The organism is Mucilaginibacter sp. SG538B, assembly GCF_013376065.1.
GTDB classification, from domain to species: Bacteria; Bacteroidota; Bacteroidia; order Sphingobacteriales; family Sphingobacteriaceae; genus Mucilaginibacter; species Mucilaginibacter rubeus.
In genome coordinates this window covers 336573-356394 of the sequence record NZ_JABMJI010000003.1, presented here as the reverse complement: position 1 = coordinate 356394, position 19822 = coordinate 336573, and the positions used below count along the sequence as shown (strand labels likewise).

General features: G+C 44.3%; 19 protein-coding genes and 1 riboswitch. Of the genes, 4 read left to right on the top strand and 15 right to left on the bottom strand.

Features of this window, described 5'->3' with window-relative positions; all coding sequences use genetic code 11:
* Positions 1–178: 178 nt before the first annotated feature.
* The 8 genes from thiD to thiS are packed head-to-tail and all read right to left on the bottom strand — an operon-like array spanning position 179 to position 7321.
* Positions 179–1012, bottom strand: coding sequence for a bifunctional hydroxymethylpyrimidine kinase/phosphomethylpyrimidine kinase (gene thiD, locus FHW88_RS17570; RefSeq protein WP_255485362.1), 834 nt, complete (start codon positions 1010–1012; stop codon positions 179–181).
* A 6-nt stretch (positions 1013–1018) separates the two neighbouring features.
* On the bottom strand, positions 1019–2080 hold the full coding sequence (gene moeB, locus FHW88_RS17565; RefSeq protein ID WP_176627270.1) for a HesA/MoeB/ThiF family protein: 1062 nt from the start codon (positions 2078–2080) through the stop codon (positions 1019–1021).
* 4 nt (positions 2081–2084) lie between these two features.
* On the bottom strand, positions 2085–3197 hold the full coding sequence (gene thiH, locus FHW88_RS17560) for a 2-iminoacetate synthase ThiH (RefSeq protein WP_176627268.1): 1113 nt from the start codon (positions 3195–3197) through the stop codon (positions 2085–2087).
* Positions 3190–3957, bottom strand: a complete 768-nt coding sequence (locus FHW88_RS17555; RefSeq protein WP_176627266.1) for a thiazole synthase — start codon at positions 3955–3957, stop codon at positions 3190–3192. Before FHW88_RS17555 ends, thiH begins: the two co-directional genes overlap by 8 nt.
* A gap of 10 nt (positions 3958–3967) precedes the next feature.
* Entirely contained in the window at positions 3968–4612 is a 645-nt protein-coding gene (locus tag FHW88_RS17550; protein ID WP_176627264.1) for a thiamine phosphate synthase, read from the bottom strand.
* On the bottom strand, positions 4609–5217 hold the full coding sequence (locus FHW88_RS17545) for a thiamine phosphate synthase (protein WP_176627262.1): 609 nt from the start codon (positions 5215–5217) through the stop codon (positions 4609–4611). The genes FHW88_RS17550 and FHW88_RS17545 overlap by 4 nt, the downstream gene beginning before the upstream one ends.
* Positions 5217–7100 (bottom strand): phosphomethylpyrimidine synthase ThiC, encoded by a 1884-nt coding sequence (gene thiC / locus FHW88_RS17540; RefSeq protein ID WP_176627260.1) that lies wholly within the window; start codon positions 7098–7100, stop codon positions 5217–5219. Before thiC ends, FHW88_RS17545 begins: the two co-directional genes overlap by 1 nt.
* A gap of 17 nt (positions 7101–7117) precedes the next feature.
* The gene (gene thiS / locus FHW88_RS17535) at positions 7118–7321 is read right to left on the bottom strand and encodes a sulfur carrier protein ThiS (RefSeq protein ID WP_176627258.1); all 204 of its coding nucleotides are present in this window, start codon (positions 7319–7321) and stop codon (positions 7118–7120) included.
* A gap of 65 nt (positions 7322–7386) precedes the next feature.
* Positions 7387–7478, bottom strand: a riboswitch (TPP riboswitch).
* A gap of 287 nt (positions 7479–7765) precedes the next feature.
* On the opposite strand from thiS, the gene FHW88_RS17530 reads away from it, so the two are divergent.
* Positions 7766–8695, top strand: a complete 930-nt coding sequence (locus FHW88_RS17530) for a rhodanese-like domain-containing protein (protein ID WP_176627256.1) — start codon at positions 7766–7768, stop codon at positions 8693–8695.
* Between the two features lie 264 nt (positions 8696–8959).
* On the opposite strand, the gene FHW88_RS17525 is transcribed toward FHW88_RS17530, so the two are convergent.
* The 5 genes from FHW88_RS17525 to FHW88_RS17505 all read right to left on the bottom strand — a co-directional run bounded on the left by FHW88_RS17525 (position 8960) and on the right by FHW88_RS17505 (position 13555).
* Complete coding sequence (locus tag FHW88_RS17525) at positions 8960–11365, bottom strand: outer membrane beta-barrel protein (RefSeq protein WP_176627254.1); 2406 nt, start codon at positions 11363–11365, stop codon at positions 8960–8962.
* A 165-nt stretch (positions 11366–11530) separates the two neighbouring features.
* Positions 11531–11857 carry a hypothetical protein gene (locus tag FHW88_RS17520; protein WP_176627252.1) on the bottom strand — a complete coding sequence of 109 codons (327 nt, stop codon included), beginning with the start codon at positions 11855–11857 and terminating at the stop codon, positions 11531–11533.
* Positions 11858–11915: 58 nt separating this feature from the next.
* Positions 11916–12368, bottom strand: a complete 453-nt coding sequence (locus FHW88_RS17515) for a cold-shock protein (RefSeq protein WP_090527541.1) — start codon at positions 12366–12368, stop codon at positions 11916–11918.
* Positions 12369–12439: 71 nt separating this feature from the next.
* The gene (locus tag FHW88_RS17510; protein ID WP_090527544.1) at positions 12440–12631 is read right to left on the bottom strand and encodes a cold-shock protein; all 192 of its coding nucleotides are present in this window, start codon (positions 12629–12631) and stop codon (positions 12440–12442) included.
* A gap of 483 nt (positions 12632–13114) precedes the next feature.
* Complete coding sequence (locus FHW88_RS17505) at positions 13115–13555, bottom strand: carboxymuconolactone decarboxylase family protein (protein ID WP_090527709.1); 441 nt, start codon at positions 13553–13555, stop codon at positions 13115–13117.
* Positions 13556–13729: 174 nt separating this feature from the next.
* Here FHW88_RS17505 and FHW88_RS17500 point away from each other — a divergent pair, with 174 nt between their 5' ends.
* Positions 13730–15217: a PLP-dependent aminotransferase family protein gene (locus FHW88_RS17500; protein WP_176627250.1), complete on the top strand. Its 1488-nt coding sequence runs from the start codon at positions 13730–13732 to the stop codon at positions 15215–15217.
* A gap of 6 nt (positions 15218–15223) precedes the next feature.
* The gene (locus FHW88_RS17495; RefSeq protein ID WP_176627248.1) at positions 15224–15934 is read left to right on the top strand and encodes an SDR family oxidoreductase; all 711 of its coding nucleotides are present in this window, start codon (positions 15224–15226) and stop codon (positions 15932–15934) included.
* 48 nt (positions 15935–15982) lie between these two features.
* Here the strand turns inward: FHW88_RS17495 and FHW88_RS17490 are convergent, their stop codons facing one another.
* Both FHW88_RS17490 and FHW88_RS17485 read right to left on the bottom strand, forming a co-directional pair.
* Positions 15983–16675: a LytR/AlgR family response regulator transcription factor gene (locus tag FHW88_RS17490; protein ID WP_176627246.1), complete on the bottom strand. Its 693-nt coding sequence runs from the start codon at positions 16673–16675 to the stop codon at positions 15983–15985.
* Entirely contained in the window at positions 16668–17753 is a 1086-nt protein-coding gene (locus FHW88_RS17485) for a sensor histidine kinase (RefSeq protein ID WP_176627244.1), read from the bottom strand. Before FHW88_RS17485 ends, FHW88_RS17490 begins: the two co-directional genes overlap by 8 nt.
* Positions 17754–17951: 198 nt before the next feature.
* On the opposite strand from FHW88_RS17485, the gene FHW88_RS17480 reads away from it, so the two are divergent.
* Positions 17952–19634 carry a S41 family peptidase gene (locus FHW88_RS17480; RefSeq protein WP_176627242.1) on the top strand — a complete coding sequence of 561 codons (1683 nt, stop codon included), beginning with the start codon at positions 17952–17954 and terminating at the stop codon, positions 19632–19634.
* Positions 19635–19822: the final 188 nt, after the last annotated feature.

Below are 19822 nucleotides of genomic sequence, written 5' to 3'. Positions count from 1 at the left end.
TCCTGAAACAGAAACAACCACATAAACAGAGCAGTGCTTTTTATGTGGTTGTTAAATCGGTTGAGCTAATGGGATATAAATAGCCCGTGCTGATGAAAATTAGAAATACCGTGGAGGCAAAGTGCAGTTTTTAATTACGGACCATTGCCGATTCTTTAACAACCTGATATATACGCCTTCAGAAATCGAGCTTCGCCAACTTACGCGGCTTGAAAAAATGATTCAGAGGCCCGGATCCCTCGCCGGTTTTTACATTCTGCCCTTCTTTGATGGCTATGTTAACGTAAACCCCGGCCGAAGCAATGGCTTCGGTTATGGATTGCCCTCGTGCTATATAAGCTGCGATAGCTGAAGCCAGTGTACAACCTGTTCCGTGTGTGTTTAAGGAGTTTATAAAAGGGTAAGCGAAAGTTTTTCTTACACCTTGCCGATCAGCATATACGTTGTAGAGTTCAAGCCCATCTAAGTGGCCGCCTTTTACAAGAACGGCCTGGCTACCTAAATCTAACAATGCTTCTGCCGCGTTTATCATATCATCAACATTGCCGGCATGTTTGCCCGTTAGTTGAGTTGTTTCATTCAGGTTTGGCGTGAGCAGGGTTACCATTGGAAAAAGTAGCTCCTTCATGGCAAGCAATGCTTCGTTATTTGCCAGTTGTTTTCCGCTGCTTGAGCTGATAACTGGGTCGAGGATGATGGGTAGCGGTTCGTATTTTTTTAAAGCATCGGCTACCGCCTGCACAGTTTCCGCATTTGGCAGCATCCCGATCTTCACTGCCAAAGGCCGGATATCGCTCATTACTGCGCTGATCTGATTTTGCACCATTGCCGGTGGAATAACGTGAATATCAGTTACTCCCAGGGTGTTTTGCGCGGTAATGGCAGTAATGGCTGAGGTGCCGTAACAACCCAGGGCGGCAAAGGTCTTCAAGTCGGCCTGAATGCCCGCACCGCCGCCGCTATCGGAGCCGGCGATGGTTAATACCGAACAATATTGATAATACTGCATCATTTCGTTTTAAAAATTAAAGGCGTTAATGCCCCCTTTTAAACTGAAGGCAGCTATCCCCGACAAAGACCTGGTTTGCTGAGCCGCTATTTTACTGCGTTGCCCGGTTTGACAGATAAATATCAGCTTTTTACCGCTTGGAAAAATATTAGCGTGTTCTTGTAAATCATAAAGCGGGATATTTATTCCTCCTATATTTTCATCGTCAAATTCATAAGTTTCACGTACATCAACCAGGTAAATTTCGTCGGGTGTTTCCGCGTGCCATTTTTTGAAGGTGTCGGCGTCGATTTCATTGGCAGCCCTATCACTTTCAACCGGCTGAGATGTGTTAACCGGGAGTGAAGGCGTTGCGGCAGAAATTTTGAAAACACTGATGCTGTTGTCAAGCGCATTCAGGGTTAATAGTTTACCAGATAGTAGGTCCCCAATACCGCAAATCAATTTAATGGTTTCGTTGGCCATATAAGTACCTATTATACCGGGTAACACGCCAATAACACCAATTTCGGCACAGTTGGGCACTTCATTTTCGGGTGGCGCTTCAGGAAACAGGTCACGATAGCCGGGGCCGCCCTGATGGTTAAACACAGATACCTGTCCCTCAAATTTAAATATTGAGCCAAATACCAGCGGTTTACCAAGGGCGGCGCAGGTATCGTTTACCAGGTAGCGGGTGGCAAAGTTATCAGAGCCATCTATCACCACATCAAAATTGCTTATCAGTTGTTGCGCATTGGCAGCAATAATCCTTTCGGTATAAGCTATCAGCTCCACAAAAGGGTTAAGCTGGTTTAGTTTTTGTTTGGCTATCAAAGCCTTTGGCTGGTCAATATCAGCGGGAGCATATAATATTTGCCGGTGCAGGTTGCTGATATCAACCACGTCATCATCCACAATACCAATGGTGCCTACTCCAGCTGCAACCAGGTATTGCAAAACCGGGCAACCTAAGCCGCCGGCACCTATCATCAGCACCCGGGCTGCTTTTAGTTTTTCCTGTCCGTGCAGGCCCAACTCGGGCAATATCATCTGCCGGTTATACCGTTTCAATTCTTCGCGCTCAAGCATATTCTTAGGTTAAACAGCTATCCCAATCTTTCCAAACCGCTTCGTAACCCTGTTCGGCAATGATCTCTGCAATTTCGGCAGGACTGCGCTCGTCTGAAATTTCGAACTGCTCCAGCGACTCAGGTTCAACAGCATATCCGCCAGGGTTGGTTTTTGAACCAGCGCTTATAGAGGTGATACCCAGCTTGATGATATTATTGCGAAAGTTGGCAGATTCGCGGGTGGATATCGAAAGCTCAACCTCTTCGTTAAACAAACGATAAGCGCAGATCAGTTGTACCAGTTCGCGGTCATTCATCTCAACTTTAGGTTCAAGCCCGCCGCTAAAAGGCCTTAACCTTGGGAACGAAAGGCTGTATTTAGTTTGCCAGTATTTTTTCTCAAGGTAATTAAGGTGCATCGCGGTGAAAAAACAATCGGTGCGCCAGTCTTCCAAACCTATTAAAACGCCCAGCCCCATTTTATGGATCCCGGCCTGGCCCAACCTGTCGGGCGTTTCCACCCGGTATTTAAAGTTAGATTTTTTGCCTTTGGGATGGTGTTTTTTGTAATCCTCTTTATGATAAGTTTCCTGGTATACCAGCACGGTATTGAGGCCATAAGGCGTTAGCTGTTGATAATCTTCCAGATCCATCGGTTGCGCCTCCATCGAGATATGTGCAAAATGCGGCCTGATCAATTCGAGCACTTTTTTAAAATAATCAACATGCACATTCACATTGTCCTCGCCGGTTACCAGTAATACATGCTCATAGCCCATCTTTTTAATAACGGCCACTTCCTGCATAATTTCCATTGGCGAAAGCGTTTTGCGTTTTACCTTGTTATCGTAACTAAAGCCGCAATAAGTACAGATGTTACTGCATTCGTTGGATAGATAAAGCGGCACGTACATCTGCAGCACCTTACCAAAACGTTTCAGGGTCAGGCGCTGGCTGATCTGCGCCATTTGCTCCAGGTAGGGGGCTGCAGCAGGTGATACCAGGGCCTTAAAATCCTCCAAAGTTCGTTTATCGGCGGCCAGGGCGCGTTCAACATCCGCGCTGGTTTTAGCGTAGATACTGGCCTTGGTATCATCCCAGTTATAGGTTTCAAAAATGTCGTTAAAACTACTCATCTAAAAAAGAAGTTAGTGGACTACTTGCCATAGCATGTGATACCGGTTGTGCCAGTTTTGCTTCAAAAGCCATCCGGCCGGCTTCAACGGCCAGTTTAAATGCTTCGGCCATTTGTACAGGATTACTTGATACCGCGATGGCGGTGTTTACCAGTACGGCGTCGGCGCCTATTTCAAGCGCTTTGGCTGCATCAGACGGAGCGCCTATACCCGCATCAACAATAACGGGTACGCTGCTTTGGCTGATGATGATCTCTAAAAAATCGATGGTTTTAAGCCCCTTATTGCTACCTATGGGCGAGCCTAAAGGCATTACAGCCGCAGTACCGGCTTCTTCAAGCCTTTTGCATAATACGGGGTCGGCATGGATATAGGGCAATACTATAAAACCCAGTTTCGCCAGTTCTTCGGTAGCTTTTAGGGTTTCTATAGGGTCGGGCATCAGGTATTTGGGATCGGGATGGATCTCCAACTTTATCCAGTTGGTTTCCAGCGCCTCGCGGGCAAGCTGGGCAGCAAACACAGCCTCCTTAGCGTTCCGTACACCTGAGGTATTGGGCAGCAGATTAATATGCGGATATTTTAAACGCAGCAACAGATCGTCGTTGTCGTTGTTTTTTACATCAACACGCTTTAGGGCTACGGTTACCAGTTCAGAGCCTGAGGCCAGCAATGCCTCCTCCATCATGGCAGGCGAGTTAAATTTGCCGGTGCCTGAAAATAAGCGCGACTGAAAAGTTTTATCAGCGATGGTTAACATAGTGTTGATTTTAAGCTTCGTTAAACGAAGGTTGATTTAAATGATGGTATAATTCCGAAACCACTTGCCTGGCGTTGGTGGCGTGGGTGATGGCGCCGGACAGCGCAACACCATATACGCCGCTTTGTATGATCAGCGGTATATCGGCCGGCACAATGCCGCCGATAGCGATTACCGGGATCCTCATATTTGCAAGACGCATCTGATCCATGATATCCCGGTAACCGTCCAGCCCCAAAATAGGGCTCAGCTTTTGTTTGGTAGTTGTAAAACGGTAAGGGCCAAGGCCGATATAGTCGGCGCCCTCGGCAACGCGCTGTTTTACATGCGCAAATGTATTGGCCGTACCACCGATGATCATATCATGGCCAACAATCTGACGGGCCTGTTGTATGGGCATATCCTGTAAACCCAGGTGCAGCCCGTGGGCACCCGCCTTTTTTGCAATTTCAGGATGGTCGTTCACTATTAATCTGGCACCGTACCCGTCACAAAGTTTAACGGCCTCGATGGCATATTGCAGAATGATGTCTTCGGGCTGATCTTTAACCCTCAACTGTATCCATTTACAGCCCGCATCCAAAGCCGCTTTGATAGCGCTAAGGTGCGTGCCATTTTGAGATTGTTGAGAGATATAATGCAGTTTATCAATCATGGATTTAATTGTTCGGTTTGTTTTTTAATGCTTATAAAATTGAAAACAGCCTGCTTGGGATCTTGCCAGATAGCACCCAAAACCGCCGCTCCGTCAAAATTCATTTTTTTTAGCAGGTTTAAATTGGTTATATCCACGCCGCCAAGCGCTATTATTTTTGGTCCGGACTTATTACGGTCTAAACAAAAACCGGCAGGCAGCATGCTTTGATAACCTTGCTTGGATATGCTATTGAACACCGGGCTTAAAAATGTGTACTCAAAATGTTTTAGTGAGGATGTGGCGCTAACATCATGTACCGAAGTACTCAATCGGTAACCCTGATTAAGCTGAATATTTAAATCCAGGTGGTCGCTTTTGATACGATTCTTTTCGGGATAATGTAAATAGTGCATCTCAAAAACTTTGGCCAGCCTATGATGCTGATGACAAACTATAGCATGATGATAGGCCTGGTCAATCTGAGTAATCAGATTGGTACATTGATCGAGATCCCAACCTGGTTTGCGCAGGTGGAAACGCTGTAAACCGGCCCCGAACAAGCGGTTGACTATTTGTGCTTCATCTGTCACAGTATCCGGGGCCGATATCACGATCAATTCCATTACAGGTATATTTCGCTGCCTTTTTCGGCAAACTCCTTCGATTTTTGTTCCATGCCCCTGGTTAGTGCGTCGGCTTCGTTAACACCGTTCTCTTTGGCAAAGTCGCGTACATCCTGGGTTATTTTCATCGAGCAGAAGTTCGGCCCGCACATCGAGCAAAAGTGCGCGATCTTGGCTCCCTCGGCAGGCAGGGTTTCATCATGAAATTCTTTAGCCGTATCCGGATCCAACGACAGGTTAAACTGATCTTCCCACCTGAACTCGAAACGTGCCTTGCTCAACGCATTGTCGCGATACTGCGCACCGGGATGACCTTTGGCTAAATCGGCAGCATGGGCAGCAATTTTGTACGTGATCACGCCGTCTTTAACATCTTTTTTGTTGGGCAAACCCAGGTGTTCTTTAGGGGTCACATAGCACAACATAGCGGTACCGAACCAACCGATCATGGCAGCGCCGATAGCCGAAGTAATATGATCATAACCCGGAGCGATATCGGTAGTTAACGGGCCTAAAGTGTAAAAAGGCGCTTCAGAACAATGCTTTAATTGTTTCTCCATGTTCTCTTTGATGAGGTGCATGGGTACGTGGCCGGGGCCTTCAATAATGGTTTGCACATCGTGCTTCCAGGCTATTTTGGTCAGCTCGCCCAGGGTTTCCAGCTCGCCAAACTGCGCGGCATCGTTGGCATCGGCAATACAGCCGGGGCGCAAGCCATCGCCCAGCGAGAAGGCGACATCATACGCTTTCATGATCTCGCAGATCTCTTCAAAATGCGTGTACAGGAAATTCTCTTTATGATGGGCCAGGCACCATTTGGCCATGATAGAACCACCGCGCGATACGATACCGGTAATACGTTTGGCCGTTAAAGGCACATAGCGAAGCAACACGCCCGCATGGATAGTGAAATAATCAACACCCTGCTCTGCCTGTTCTATCAGCGTATCCCTGAACAGTTCCCAGGTCAGGTCTTCGGCTTTGCCGTTCACTTTTTCGAGCGCCTGGTAAATAGGCACGGTACCTATGGGCACAGGTGTGTTGCGGATGATCCATTCGCGGGTTTCGTGAATGTTTTTACCTGTCGACAGGTCCATAATGGTATCGGCTCCCCAGCGGCATGCCCAAACGGCTTTTTCTACTTCTTCTTCAATACTCGAGGTAACTGCCGAGTTGCCGATGTTGGCATTGATCTTAACCAAAAAATTACGGCCAATGATCATCGGTTCACTTTCGGGGTGATTGATATTTGATGGGATAACAGCCCGACCGGCGGCTACCTCTTGTCGTACAAATTCGGGCGTAATGTAACCTTTAGGTGTGTTGGCACCAAAGCTATGGCCCTGATGCTGTTGGCTCATTACATCGTATTGCCCGTTCAACTGTTGTTTCAGCAGATCGATGCGTTGGTTTTCGCGTATGGCAATGTACTCCATTTCGGGTGTAACGATACCCTTTTTTGCGTAATGCAGTTGTGATACATTCATGCCTGCTTTGGCGCGGAAAGGTTTACTTTGGTAGCCAAAACGTAAATGATCAAGCTCTTTACTGTTTAAGCGTTCGCGGCCATATGCTGATGATATGCTATCCAGCAGCTCGACATCACCACGCGAAGTGATCCATTTTTCGCGCAGGCGGGGTAAACCTTTTTTAACATCGATGGCTATGTTTGGATCGGTATAAGGGCCGCTGGTATCGTAAACAGTTACCGGGGCGTTGGGCTCGGTTTCGCCAAAACGGCCATGTAGTTGGGTGTCGTTCAGGCTTATTTCGCGCATGGCCACGTCAATGTCGTGTAATTGCCCTTTAACGTAAATCTTACGCGAGGCTGGAAACGGTGTTTGCGTGATGGCTTGTGCTGTAGGTGTTTTTTCTGTTTTCATAAAAGGCTATTGGGTGTTTATCCTCCCTGGGTGGCTTTAATAATGATGATTTTATCGCCCCGATTGAGCTTGTGGTTTTCCCATTGGGTTTTGGGAACAATAGCTTCGTTGATGGCAATGGCCAGCCCCCGGTCAGGGTGCTGCAAGACATCAGCGAGCAAAGCCTGCACATTGCAGTTATCAGGCACAATAAAATTTTGTTGATTAACGGTTACTTCCATTACGTTGCATTAAAATTTCAACTGTAGGAATGTCCCCGTATTAGGAAAGAAAAAACAACACCAATAGTGTTATCGTCACTTTTCCCTTCGCCAGCATTACCCGGATCAGGTTCAAAGGGTATTATCTCAGTCCGTCAGGACACCCCTAAAGTTGCAGTAAAGCTAAAGGAATAAAATTGATTAATCCAAATCAATTTTATGTTAAGACTATCTGGTTACTATTGATGGTAATTTGTTTTAACGTGTAAGTGTGTTGAATGTCAAACGATTGAATGGTATTAATACTGGCGAAAATAATTTTAAAACATCAGGCAAGCTATCATCGGCTTAGCCTAAAATCCATGAAATAATAGACTACTCTCAACCTGATGTCAAATAATTGTTAATCGGCAAAATCGGGCCGGTCAATAAAAATAAGTGTCTTATCTTAGCTGCAACTGAAGTATGAACGCATTAGTTGATTTAATACAAACCTATGGGCTGTGGCTGGTATTTTTGATCACTCTTTTACAGAGTGTTGGATTGCCGCTGCCTGCATTTGCAGTATTGATTGTAACTACTGCTGTAACGCCTGCAACCGAAGCTAATATCATCATACTCATTTTAACCGGATCACTGGGTACCTTAGCAGGCGACCTTATATTATATTTTGCCGGGAAGAGATACGGAACAGGGATCCTTGGGAAATTATGTAAAATTTCTATGTCACCGGATACCTGTGTTCGCAGTACCGGCGATATTTTTGAACGCTACGGCGCCCCGGCGTTAACCATTGTTAAATTTATTCCGGGGCTGTCAACACTGGCACCTGTTGTTGCCGGAGTTTATGCAATGCGGGTGACATTATTTGTGTTTTTTTCATCTATCGCAGCACTTATCTATCTCGGCGCGGCGGTGACGCTGGGTGCAGTTTTTCGGCACCAGGTTGATGGCTTGATCGCTGCATTAAGTCATTATGGCACGATGGGCGGTTTATTTGTCGTCGTGCTGTTCGGTTTATACCTTTTGTTCAAATGGCTGCGTCGTTATCGCCTTATCAGGCAGTTTGAAACGGATAGGTTAACTGTGAATGATTTGATAGAACTGATTGACGGAGAATCGAACCCTGTGATACTTGATGCACGCCCGATAGATCAGCGCACAAGAAATGGATTTATACCGGGCTCAGTTCCCATAGACGAAAACAGTTTTAATGATATTGCCGACCGATATGCCGGGCATAAGGAGATTGTTATTTACTGTTCGTGCCCCAATGAAATAACCGCTGCAAGGTATGCCGAGAAATTGCGTAAAGTTGGCCTGAAGCGCATCCGGCCTTTAGTAGGAGGGATTGATGCATGGGCCCAATCAGGCCAGCAGGTTACATTTCTTTAATGCCAGTTCAAATTCAATTGTTTAATGTAAAGACGCATCACATGGGTCTTCCGCATACAGATTCCTGATGTTCATGAACTGTAAAGCAGCTTGACCTATGGGAGACGCATGTGATGCGTCTCTACATAAAAGCAATATCAGCGCTTGTTGCAAACGACCGCAAGATTAAAGCAATAAGCCCCCGCTAAATCTCTCCCGGAAGGGGAGACTTTTTGATGTGCATTTTTTTAAGCCCTCCCTTCCGGGGAGGGTTTGGGTGGGGCTTTACCCATTCCCTACACGCTGCATTTCATCGGCCGCGCCGTTGTCGCGCTTGGCCGTTTTGAAGGTTTTGCCGAAACGATAGGTGAACGCGAGCACCACTACGCGGCTATCGCGCTTAATCTTAAAATACTCGGTGGCGTTGGGGAACTGCGTTAAGCCTTCCATGGCATTGGTATAGAATATATCGCGCATGCTCAACTTCAGGGTGGCCTTCTTTTTAAATACCGACATGCCCAGCCCTGCCGAGAGCTGCCCGGTAGGGTATAGCCGTTCCTGCACATCGTTGCGGGCGCGGGTGGTGTAAAAGCCCGATACCTCGCCCGTAAAACGTTTGCCCATGGTGAACTGGTTGCTGGCATTGAGGTTAAGCTGGTTAATATCTGATGTGTAATGATTGCCGTTAAAACCGCTCAGTTTTTTGTAATTGTACAGCGCCTGTGCTGTAAGCGTCCACCAGTTGGTGGGGGAGGCCGTGATAGCTTCGGATACGCCGATGATATACGTGCGCCCCACGTTGCCCTGTGTATACAGCAAAATACCCGCAAGGGTAGGGTCGCTCAAAAAGATCTGCGAAAAGTAGTTGTTGATATTGCTGTAAGATACCGTGGTGGTGAGCAGGTTTTTGTATTGATGGCTCAGCTCCAGGTTCCAGCTGTATTGAGGTAAAATATAAGGGTTGCCCGTTTGATAAGTGTACTTGTTAATGATAAAATAAAATGGGTTAAGCGTTTGGTAAACCGGGCGATCAATACGGCGGCTTACCGTTAAAGTAAAGCTATTTGCAGTATCGGCCTGGTAACTGAAATAGCCGCTGGGAAAAAAGCTGCCGTAGTTGCGCGAAAAGGCCGAATCTTTTTGCAGCACATTACCCAGTTGATGGGCGTGATAATCGGTATGCTCATAACGTAAGCCTACCTGATAGGAAATGGCCTTATGCTTGCGCTCCCATTGCGTGTAAACCGCGTGGATGTTCTCACTGTAAAGGAAATGGTTACTGCGGGTCAGGTCATCAGTCCATTGGCCCGCATTGAGGTTTTGGTAACCGGCGGAGTTATCGGTACTGCTGTGTGCCGATTTCCAGCCCGCCTGAAATTGGCCATCGCTGTCGGTTTTAAGCGTATAGTCGGCTTTGCCAGTGAATATGTTGATGGTGGTGGGGATGTTGGCGCGTGTAGATTCGTTATAACCGCCGGTGGTTTGCAGGCGGTTGTTGAAATTCTGGTCGCTGGTAATGTTGTAGTGCAGCCAGTCGGCATCAGCGCTGATGTCCTGGTTTTTGCTGATGGCATGGCGGAGGCTCAGGCTCACCTGGCCGTTTTTAAACCGGCTGTTATTGGCGTTATCGGTAGCGATGACCGAATCTGCCGCACCACTGGAGTTGAGCCAGCGCGCCGAAGCCGTATTGTTACCCTCGCGGTGGATCATGGTTCCGCCAAGCACAATGCCAACCGTGGCTTTAGGCGAAACTTCATAGTCCAGCCCCGCTTTGGCCGTATTGTTCAGCAGTGTGCCGGTGAAGTGCGATGGCTGGTCCAGCGTTGCGGTGGTCGCCCCGTCGGCGCCGGTGTATTTGCGCAGCGCGTACAGGTTGGTAAGGTATTTTTGCCGGCTGATATTGTAATTAAAGAAAGTGCTGACGCGCCCGGCGCGGTAATTGAGCGTGAGCGTGTTATTGGTTTTGAAGTAAACACCCTGCGCCGCCGTGGCCGTAACCGACCCGTTGAAACCCTTTTGCCGGTTCTTTTTGGTTTTAATGTTGATGATCCCCGCATTGCCGCTGGCATCATACCTGGCCGTAGGGTTGGCAATCAGCTCAATCTGCGCTACCTGGGTGGAGCTCATGCTGCTGAGCAGGTTGTTGAGGTCGGCACCGGAGAGATAGGTAGGTTTGCCGTCTATCATCACCAGCACCCCGGGCTTGCCTTGTAAAGAAATGCCGCCATTACGGTCGACCATTACCCCCGGCGATTTCTCCAATACTTCCAGAACCGTAGCCCCCACGTTGGTTACCGAGGCATCAACGTTTACGATCACCTTTCCCTGCTTCATTTCTACCGGCGGCGTTTTGGCGGTGATGTTCACCTCTTTCAGTGCGGTGCTAAGGGCTTGTATGCGGATGGTATCCTGCTTTATATTCTCCGCAATGGTATAGCTGCGGGTGGTTAGGGGCTGATATCCCGTATAAGTTACCAAGAAGCTGAATGCTCCCTGCGCAATGTTCTGAAACCGGGCTTCGCCGCGGGCATTAGTTACAATAATTCTGGCCTGCTTATTAGCCTGTATCAGTTTAATGGTGGCGCCATCGGCGGGCTGGGCATTTTCTTTAACAACTATCAGCGTAAACTGCTGCGCAAAGCCGCCCAGGGGTAACAGGGCCAGTAGAAAGAGTAAAAGTGTACGGGTCATTCAGTCAATTCAAATAATCCCGTAAGATAATCAGGCTGAGGTAGATGTTTGCAATTTAAGGTGCGAAAATATGGGTGAAAATCACTTTTTTACTTTGAAAGTCACGTGTATACCGCATCGCAACCCAACCCTGCATACCCGCGCCAGTTTGGGAAACTATCAACATTAACGCCTTACGCGGTTTAAATTAAAGGCAACCAGGTATTCGTACACCGGCTCGGGGGCGAAACGATCCAACGGTATCACTGTTTGTGCCTTCATCACCTGGTTCAATTGCGTTTTTACCAGGGCAAAAGTCGCTTTTAACAGTTCGGGCAGTACGCTTGTCGCTACTGTGGGATAGTACTGTTTCTCAAAAGCTTTTTTCTCAGCGGCGGTAGCCATTTGTACCTCCCAATGCTCATCGGGTTTAAAACCATTCTCCAAAGCGGTATTACCCAGGTCATAAATATATTCGCTGGCTTTGTAGTGTGCTGTTTGTTTATCGGTCATTCTGATATTTATTGTATGAGGATTTATCTTGTTTATTGTTGCAATGGTTAATTAAGCCTTAGCTCGCTTTAGCGACTTTGACAGCGGTAGGCCCTTTTTGCCCCTGTTCTATTTCAAAGGTAACTTTGTCATTTTCTTTGATGGCAAAAGAAGCCGCGTTGACATGAACAAAAATGCTTTCCTGGGTTTGCAGATCTTTGATGAAACCGAACCCTTTAGATTCATTAAAGAATGTTACTGTGCCTTTTCTTACAATTTCTACTTCAACTTCCTCCTGTTTTGGCGTACCAATGAGGATGTCCTGCGCCAATACCTTTTTCCGATTACCGGGGTCCTGGGGCACGGAGGTAATGTTGCCGTTTGCGTCAACATAAGCCAGCATATCTTCAAAGCCCTGTCCTTTAACAGCGTTGGCTTTACGATCTTCGGCCTTTTCTTTTTTGTCCTGTTGTTTTTTGAGCTTTTTCTTTTCGCGCTCTTTCTTGTTAAATGTTTCGGTGGATCTACCCATGTTTTTGATTAAGTGTAACAAAAAAGCATCCCCCCGGATGGGAGGATGCTTTTAAAATGATGATATAGTGATTAAGCTATTTTTACATTTACTGCATTCGGACCTTTACGGCCTTCTTCAACGTCATAACTAACGGCGCTGTTCTCACGAACATTGTCAATCAGACCTGTTGAATGAACGAAGATTTCGCTGCCACCATTGTTAGGTGTGATAAATCCGAAACCTTTGGCTTCATTAAAAAATTTTACTGTTCCTTGTTGCATTATATTGTTGTTAATAAGTGTGCAATATAACTTTAATTATTGGTATATTTTACTTTTCGTAAAATTATTTAACATTTATTTAATTGATTGCTGCCGAAAAGGGCCTGGAGCGTTGTTTAATGGATGTTTTTGAGTCTTCTTTAGTTTTTAAAAAACTTGGTGTGCATTTTGATAAATGGTGTGCATAGCCGGCATGCTGCTCTTTTGGCTTTGCATCTCTTGTTGTGATCATTGCAACCGTGAAGTTGGTGTAAATAAAACTTTATTTACCTGAACACGGGGCCATAAGCATGGGCGCTTGCGGCAGCGTGAGAGGACACTTGCGGCAGCCGAGCGTGTACTTTGAGAGTCACGAGTATGCAACCGCTCTTTGTCGGCGACGCACACTCGTGCCTGATTGGGTTGGAATTTGCTTTAGTAAGGTGGCGGTACCTTTTGGAAATCAGGTTGATATAGAGCAGAATTCTGTTAGCCTTATGGCGTTTATTTCTCAGCCCTTCTTCCCGTAGTAATGCCCACACGGTTCCAGGCATTCATAGCAATAATTGCCATCATAACCTCGGTAGTGTACTGTTGGCCAAGTAGTTCAATAGCAGTGTCATATACTTTATCAGATACATGCTTGCCTGCTATCAAAGTCATCTCTTCGGCCAGGGCTAATATGGCCTGTTCTTCTTTTGAAAAAAAGTTAGTTTCCCGCCATACAGGTAACAAAATAATGCGTTGCGCACTCTCGCCTAAAGCGATGGCATCCTTACTATGTTTATCAATACAATAAGCACATCCGTTTAATTGGGAAACCCGTATTTTTATCATTTCCCAGTGCAGTTTTGATAGCGAAGATGTTGCCAGGTATCGCTCTAATCCCATCATCGCGTCAAATGCCTTTGCGTCGGCATCCTTTAAAAATTTGCGTTTATACATATTTGTTGTTAAAATATTATGCTCGTTTAATGATAAATCAATTTCCAATTTTTACTGATCCGATCTTCGGATAATTGCAGGTGATTTTCGCATTCGATATTTGATTATAAAAATATATTTTTACCGGACTATCAAAATCGTCCAATTTGAATATAATAGGTAGTCCAATTTGATATGTATTCACTTGCAAGTCTAATTATCATTAGTTCAAATTCTGTTGAGCCGGTTTACCAGCAAATAGCGAATCAATTGTTGAAACTGATTAAAGGCGGAACATTAACTACAGGGCACCGCTTACCGAGTACCCGGGAATTATCCGAACAACTGAAAGTTCACAGAAAGACTATCGTACGCGCATACGATGAATTGTTAGTGCAAGGCTGGCTACAATCCGAAACCGGAAACGGCACTTTCGTAAGTGAAAAATTGCCATTTATAGCGCCGGAAAAATTAATGGCGAGGTCTACCCAAAAAGGGAGCAACTTAAAAACAGCCGGCTATAACATTGACAATGCCGACCATTTAGCCAGAAAGCTTATAAAACATACCAGCCAATATCATTTAGATGATGGTTATCCTGATGGTCGCTTAGCGCCGTTGACTGACTTATCAAGGGCTTACCGCACGCAACTACGGGCAGGCAACCAATATGTCCGTTTAGGGTATGGCGACCCTAAAGGTTCAATATGGCTTCGCGAAGAATTATGTACTTATTTTGCCGAAACCAGGGGATTGAATATCACTTCTGAAAATATACTGATCACCCGCGGCACCATCATGGGATTATATCTGGTGTCAACAGCCTTACTTAAGCCCGGCGATAACATTGTTATTGGCGACTTAGGCTGGACCGGGGCAAATATGAATTTTTTACAGGCGGGGGCAAACGTTATAAAAATACCGGTTGACGGACATGGAATAATAGTAGATGAATTGCGTGAAATTTGTCGGGTAAAGCCTATCCGTATGGTGTATGTTACTCCACACCATAATTACCCTACTACAGTAGCCTTGCGGGCAGACAGACGGATGCAGCTATTGCAACTGGCAAAGGAATTTGATTTTATTGTTTTCGAGGATGATTACGATTATGATTTTCATTATCAAAACAAGCCTTTACAACCATTGGCTGGCGCAGATGTTACCGGGCACGTGCTTTATTGCGGGTCGTTTACTAAAGCCATCGCCCCGGCATTTCGTATCGGTTACCTGGTTGGCCCCGAAAATGTAATACAGCGGTTAGCAATTTTACGCCGTATTGTAGATCGGCAGGGCGACAATCTGGTGGAAAACGCGGTAGCCGAGTTACTGCAATTAGGCATCATACAAAAACATGTACGTAAATCATTGCGGGCTTATCATGAGCGGCGGGACCTATTCTGTGAGTTATTAAAATATCACCTGCAAGACAAAGTTGATTTCAAAATGCCCGAAGGCGGAATGGCATTATGGGCAACGTTTGACCAATCAATTAACATTTACGACCTGCAAAAACAGGCCCTGGCCAGGGATATTTATATTAATGATGGTTCGGGTCAATTTACGCGCCAGTCGGCCGAACAATCACTTCGATTGGGTTTCGCATCCTCAACTGTTACAGAATTGGAATATATAGCCGAAACTCTCGGAAAATTAACATCATGCCAGGTAAGCTTAAAATGAAGAAAAATGTATTTTAACGAAAAAATAGCATTGATAACAGGAGCCAGCAGCGGAATAGGTCGCGCTATTGCCGAAGCATTAAATAAGGGAGGCTACAGGCTGATACTGGCGGCACGCCGGGAGGAAAAATTGAAGGAGCTACAATCTGAATTTGTAGATATTATTCCCGGTGATCTTTCCTCTGCCGGTTACCAGGATGCATTGGTAGAATATATTTACAAAACTTACGGAAAATGTGATTATCTGTTCAATTGCGCGGGAACGCTTCATACCGGCACCATAGCGGAAACGGATATTGATAAAATGACCGGAATGTTGCGGTTAAACATTGAAGCTACCTTCAGGTTAACTTATTCTTTACTCAAGCGTTTCAAAATTCAGGGATATGGGCATGTGATCAATTTGTCGAGCGTGCTGGGTACCAAAGTACGCCCTACGGCCGGCGCATATGCAGCCACCAAATTTGCTATCGAAGCACTATCTGAAGCTTTACGCATGGAACTTGCCGGAACAGACATCCAGGTATCCTGTATAGAGCCCGGCCTGGTGATGACCGAACTTCACAACGACTGGGAGGTTCATCCTAAAGATAGTATGCAAATACATGAACCTTTAAATGTCGCTGATGTTGTCGAGGCGGTTTTCTATATCCTGCGACAACCCGCTCATGTACGAATACCCAAATTGATGATTTTACCAAAGGATCATTTGATATAATGCAGAGGATTTTAATGAGATAACTGTAACATGCATTTAGTAGTTCACTTATTCTACGCTCTTAAACAAATTTGCTTTGTAGGTTAATCCAATTGGTAAATCAATATCAGCGATTCTTACGAAATTACCTTCAATATATTGAATAAGATGCTTATTAATAATAATGGAACGGTGGATGCGGATAAATTCATAATTTGGAAGTAGTGCTTCGAGTTTGCCCAGGGCCATGTATGAAACATAAGTATGGTTGGGTGTGTGTACTTTAACGTAGTCACCTAAACCCTCAATATAAATGATAGATGAAAGGTTAATTTTTACTAACTTTTTATCAATCTTCAAAAAGATATTTGTTATTTCAGCCGTTGGTTGATTGATTCGTTGAGATTCATTTTTATTCAGACCGACCTTTTGAACTGCCTTCAGGAAACGCTCAAACATGACCGGCTTAACCAGATAATCCGTAGCCTCTATTTCAAAAGCTTCAACGGCATATTCGGTGTATGCCGTGATGAAAATAACTTTCGGATGGGTTTTCAAGGATTTTATAAAATTAAGTCCACTGATTCCTGGCATTTCGATGTCGATAAAGATCACCTCTACCCGGTGCTGATGCAAAGCAGTAAATGCTTCAACGGCTGTCGGGTAACTTCCTAAACAATGCAGATCAGGCATCTGTTCGATATAGGAAACTATCAGCTGCCTTGCCAGTGGCTCATCATCAACTACTATGCAATTAATCATTTAAAGGGTCTAATTGAATGGTCAAACTTACCGTGAAAGTTTCTTCTTCCTCAAAAATAATTAGCTCATGCCGGCCAGCGTAAAGCAAGTCGAGTCGTTTTCGCACATTTAGCAGACCAATACCACTTTGCGATTTGTCATAGTTATCATTAGCAGGAAGCTTGGCATTGGATGTTTGAAAAATCAGTTCGTTTTCATCGACCGCCAAAATCAATTTTACCCAATTGTCCATGATATCCCGATGTAGGGCGTGCTTGAAAGTATTCTCGATTAGTGGCATAAACAGCAATGGCTCAATTTTTATATTGTCAATATCACCCTGGACAGCAAAGTCAATTATATCAGGCTTGGTATGGCGTAAATTTTCGAGGCTGATATAGCTTTTAATAAAATCTATCTCCTGTTGTAATGATACTCTTTCATGACGAGTGTCATAAAGCACGTAACGCATAATTTCTGAGAGATCCTTAATCATCAATGGCGTTTTAGGAGAATGATGAACACTCAACGAATACATATTATTAAGAGTGTTAAAGAAAAAATGTGGTCGAATCTGTGATTTTAAATGGTTGAGTTCAAGCTTTAATTTTTCGGTTTCCAGCGTACTGACCTTATATTGCTGCTTGAATAGCAGCTTAATAATATATAAAGAAGTAGCTGCCAATATAACGAGAATAGTAATGCCAATATCCGTATTAAAATACCCCTGAGTAAAATCTAAAGGCCGGGCACCACTGATATTGTTCCGGTAAACTTCCGGTATAAAAGGCATGTACATAACGGCTAATATTCCGAATCGCTCATTTAAACCATATAAAACAAAATATATCGGTAATAGAATAATAAACATCCAATAGCGCTTTTTCCCGATTGTAACGGGTAAATACCAGCGATAAAGTAAAATGATAACAGGTAATTGCAAAATATTGATTACAACATAACCAAATGAGTTTGCCAATGTATGCTGAGACCAGGTTGCTAAGCCTACTGCAAATGGGCTCAAAATACTAATCACAAATAAGTAAGATGTTTCGGCAACTAAGCCCTTCTGTTTATAATTAAGCGTAGCAAATGGCATGGCTCAATTTACACTTATTAAATAATAAGCAATAGAATTTTCGATGAACACCTTGTTCTGCATGTTGAACTATTAAAAGACAGGATTCAACAGGCGGGTAAACAAGTTGGTCTAATTTATTTAGCTTACCGGGTTCAAGGAGTCATTTTTGTTTTATATAAACCAATTCCATATAACTTATACTTAATTGTCATTATTATGAAACACTTCCTTTGCGCAAAGCTATCCTGTGTATTATTATTTCTGCTGACAAGCACCGCAGGTTTTGGTGAAACACGGTATGAAAAGATCGCAATTTACGATAAGATATGGGGTTTTTTAAAATATCATCATCCATCAGTAGCTCGCGGGATAGTTGACTGGGATTCTGTTTATGTGCATGATATTGATAAAATGCAAAACGCATCTGTAAGCGAGCTTAACAAGATGCTAATTACTACCATAGACAACCTCGGACCCATCCCCCAAAATAAGCCTCGACCAACTGTCGATACGTTATTTACGCTAAATCATAATTTGGGTTGGATAGCAAATTCGAAATACATCAGTCATCAGCTTCAAAATAAACTAAAAGAAATATACGTCTATCGTAATCAAGGTGCTAATAAATACATAAAACAAAATTATGAAGCGGCTGACTACAGCGGCGAAAAAAAATACCAAAACATGATTCTTCCAAATGAACAGTACCGTTTGTTATTTTTAGCCCGTTTCTGGAATGCCATCAATTACTTTGCACCATATAAATACCTTATTGGCGAGGATTGGAACAATGTCCTTACTCGGTTTATCCCAAAATTGATCAATACAAAAGATATTCTCTCTTATTATAGAGCCATGCTTCAACTTACCGTTACCCTCAACGATGGTCATGCACAGTTTAGTTTCGAGGATGGGGATAATACATCGATAAATAATCTTGTTTTTGGTAAATACACCGCACCAGTTTATGCAAAAATTGTAGATAATACGGTGATAATAACCAAATTGGTCAACGGCACTTTAACACACAAAGCCCGTTTACAGAAGGGAGATATTGTATTAAGTATTGACAATAGTCCTGTTGGTGTAAGAATGAAACAATTTAGGGCTTATGTTTCGGGATCGAACAATGCATCACGTAACCATTATCTGTCCTGGGTATTATTCAATACCCCAAAAGCTTACCAAAAACTGAAAATTAAAAGGGGAGTCCGGATAATGGACGTTAAAGTAAAATGTATTTTACCATCACAGCGGGATTGGCGGGACTTAACCGAATATCAATCTAATGCGACCGGATACAAAACAGTTGGAAATTCTATCGCTTATGTATACGCCGCACAAATTTGGAGCGGGAATTTGGATACCATAAAAAATCTGATCAGAAGCAAGAAAGCAGTAATATTTGACGTACGTAATTATCCACAAAATGATGCTTTTTACAATATATTCGGCATGTTTCTGCCAAATCCTAAATCAATAGATTACTCTTTGCTAATGATTCCTGACAATCCTGGTTATTTTACCTGGAAACAGTCCGCTAAGATGGGTGAAATCAATAAAACACCCTATAAGGGACAGGTGATTGTATTGGCTGACGAAAGAAACCAAAGCCAAGGGGAGTATTCAGTAATGTGTTTTCAGACCATTCCGGGTGCTGTGACCATTGGCAGCCAAACAGCCGGGGCCGATGGCGTTAAAATTGGCATACCCGTTGGTGGGAAAATGGTTATATCTTATTCCAGCTACGGAGTTTACTATACTAATAAAACGCCAACACAAAGGCGTGGCGTCAAAATTGACATATATGTCAAAAAGACTGTGGAAAGTGTTATAAGGAGTGATGATTTGGTTTTGGCTCGAGCCTTGTCATACTTAAAAAGTAAAGGGATCGATTGATAGTGTCCAGATCCTAAAACAGGTTTACAGATTAAAATCCACAAGTACGCCATGCTCTTTGCCGACGCCGCATACTTGAGCCGGTTATAGGCCAATAGCGAGCAAATTAATTATGGTTCAAGCCAGGTGAGCAAGCCATTCGCCCGAACCCTTAAATTAAATGCGAAAAGTCGGGCAACTCCCGACTT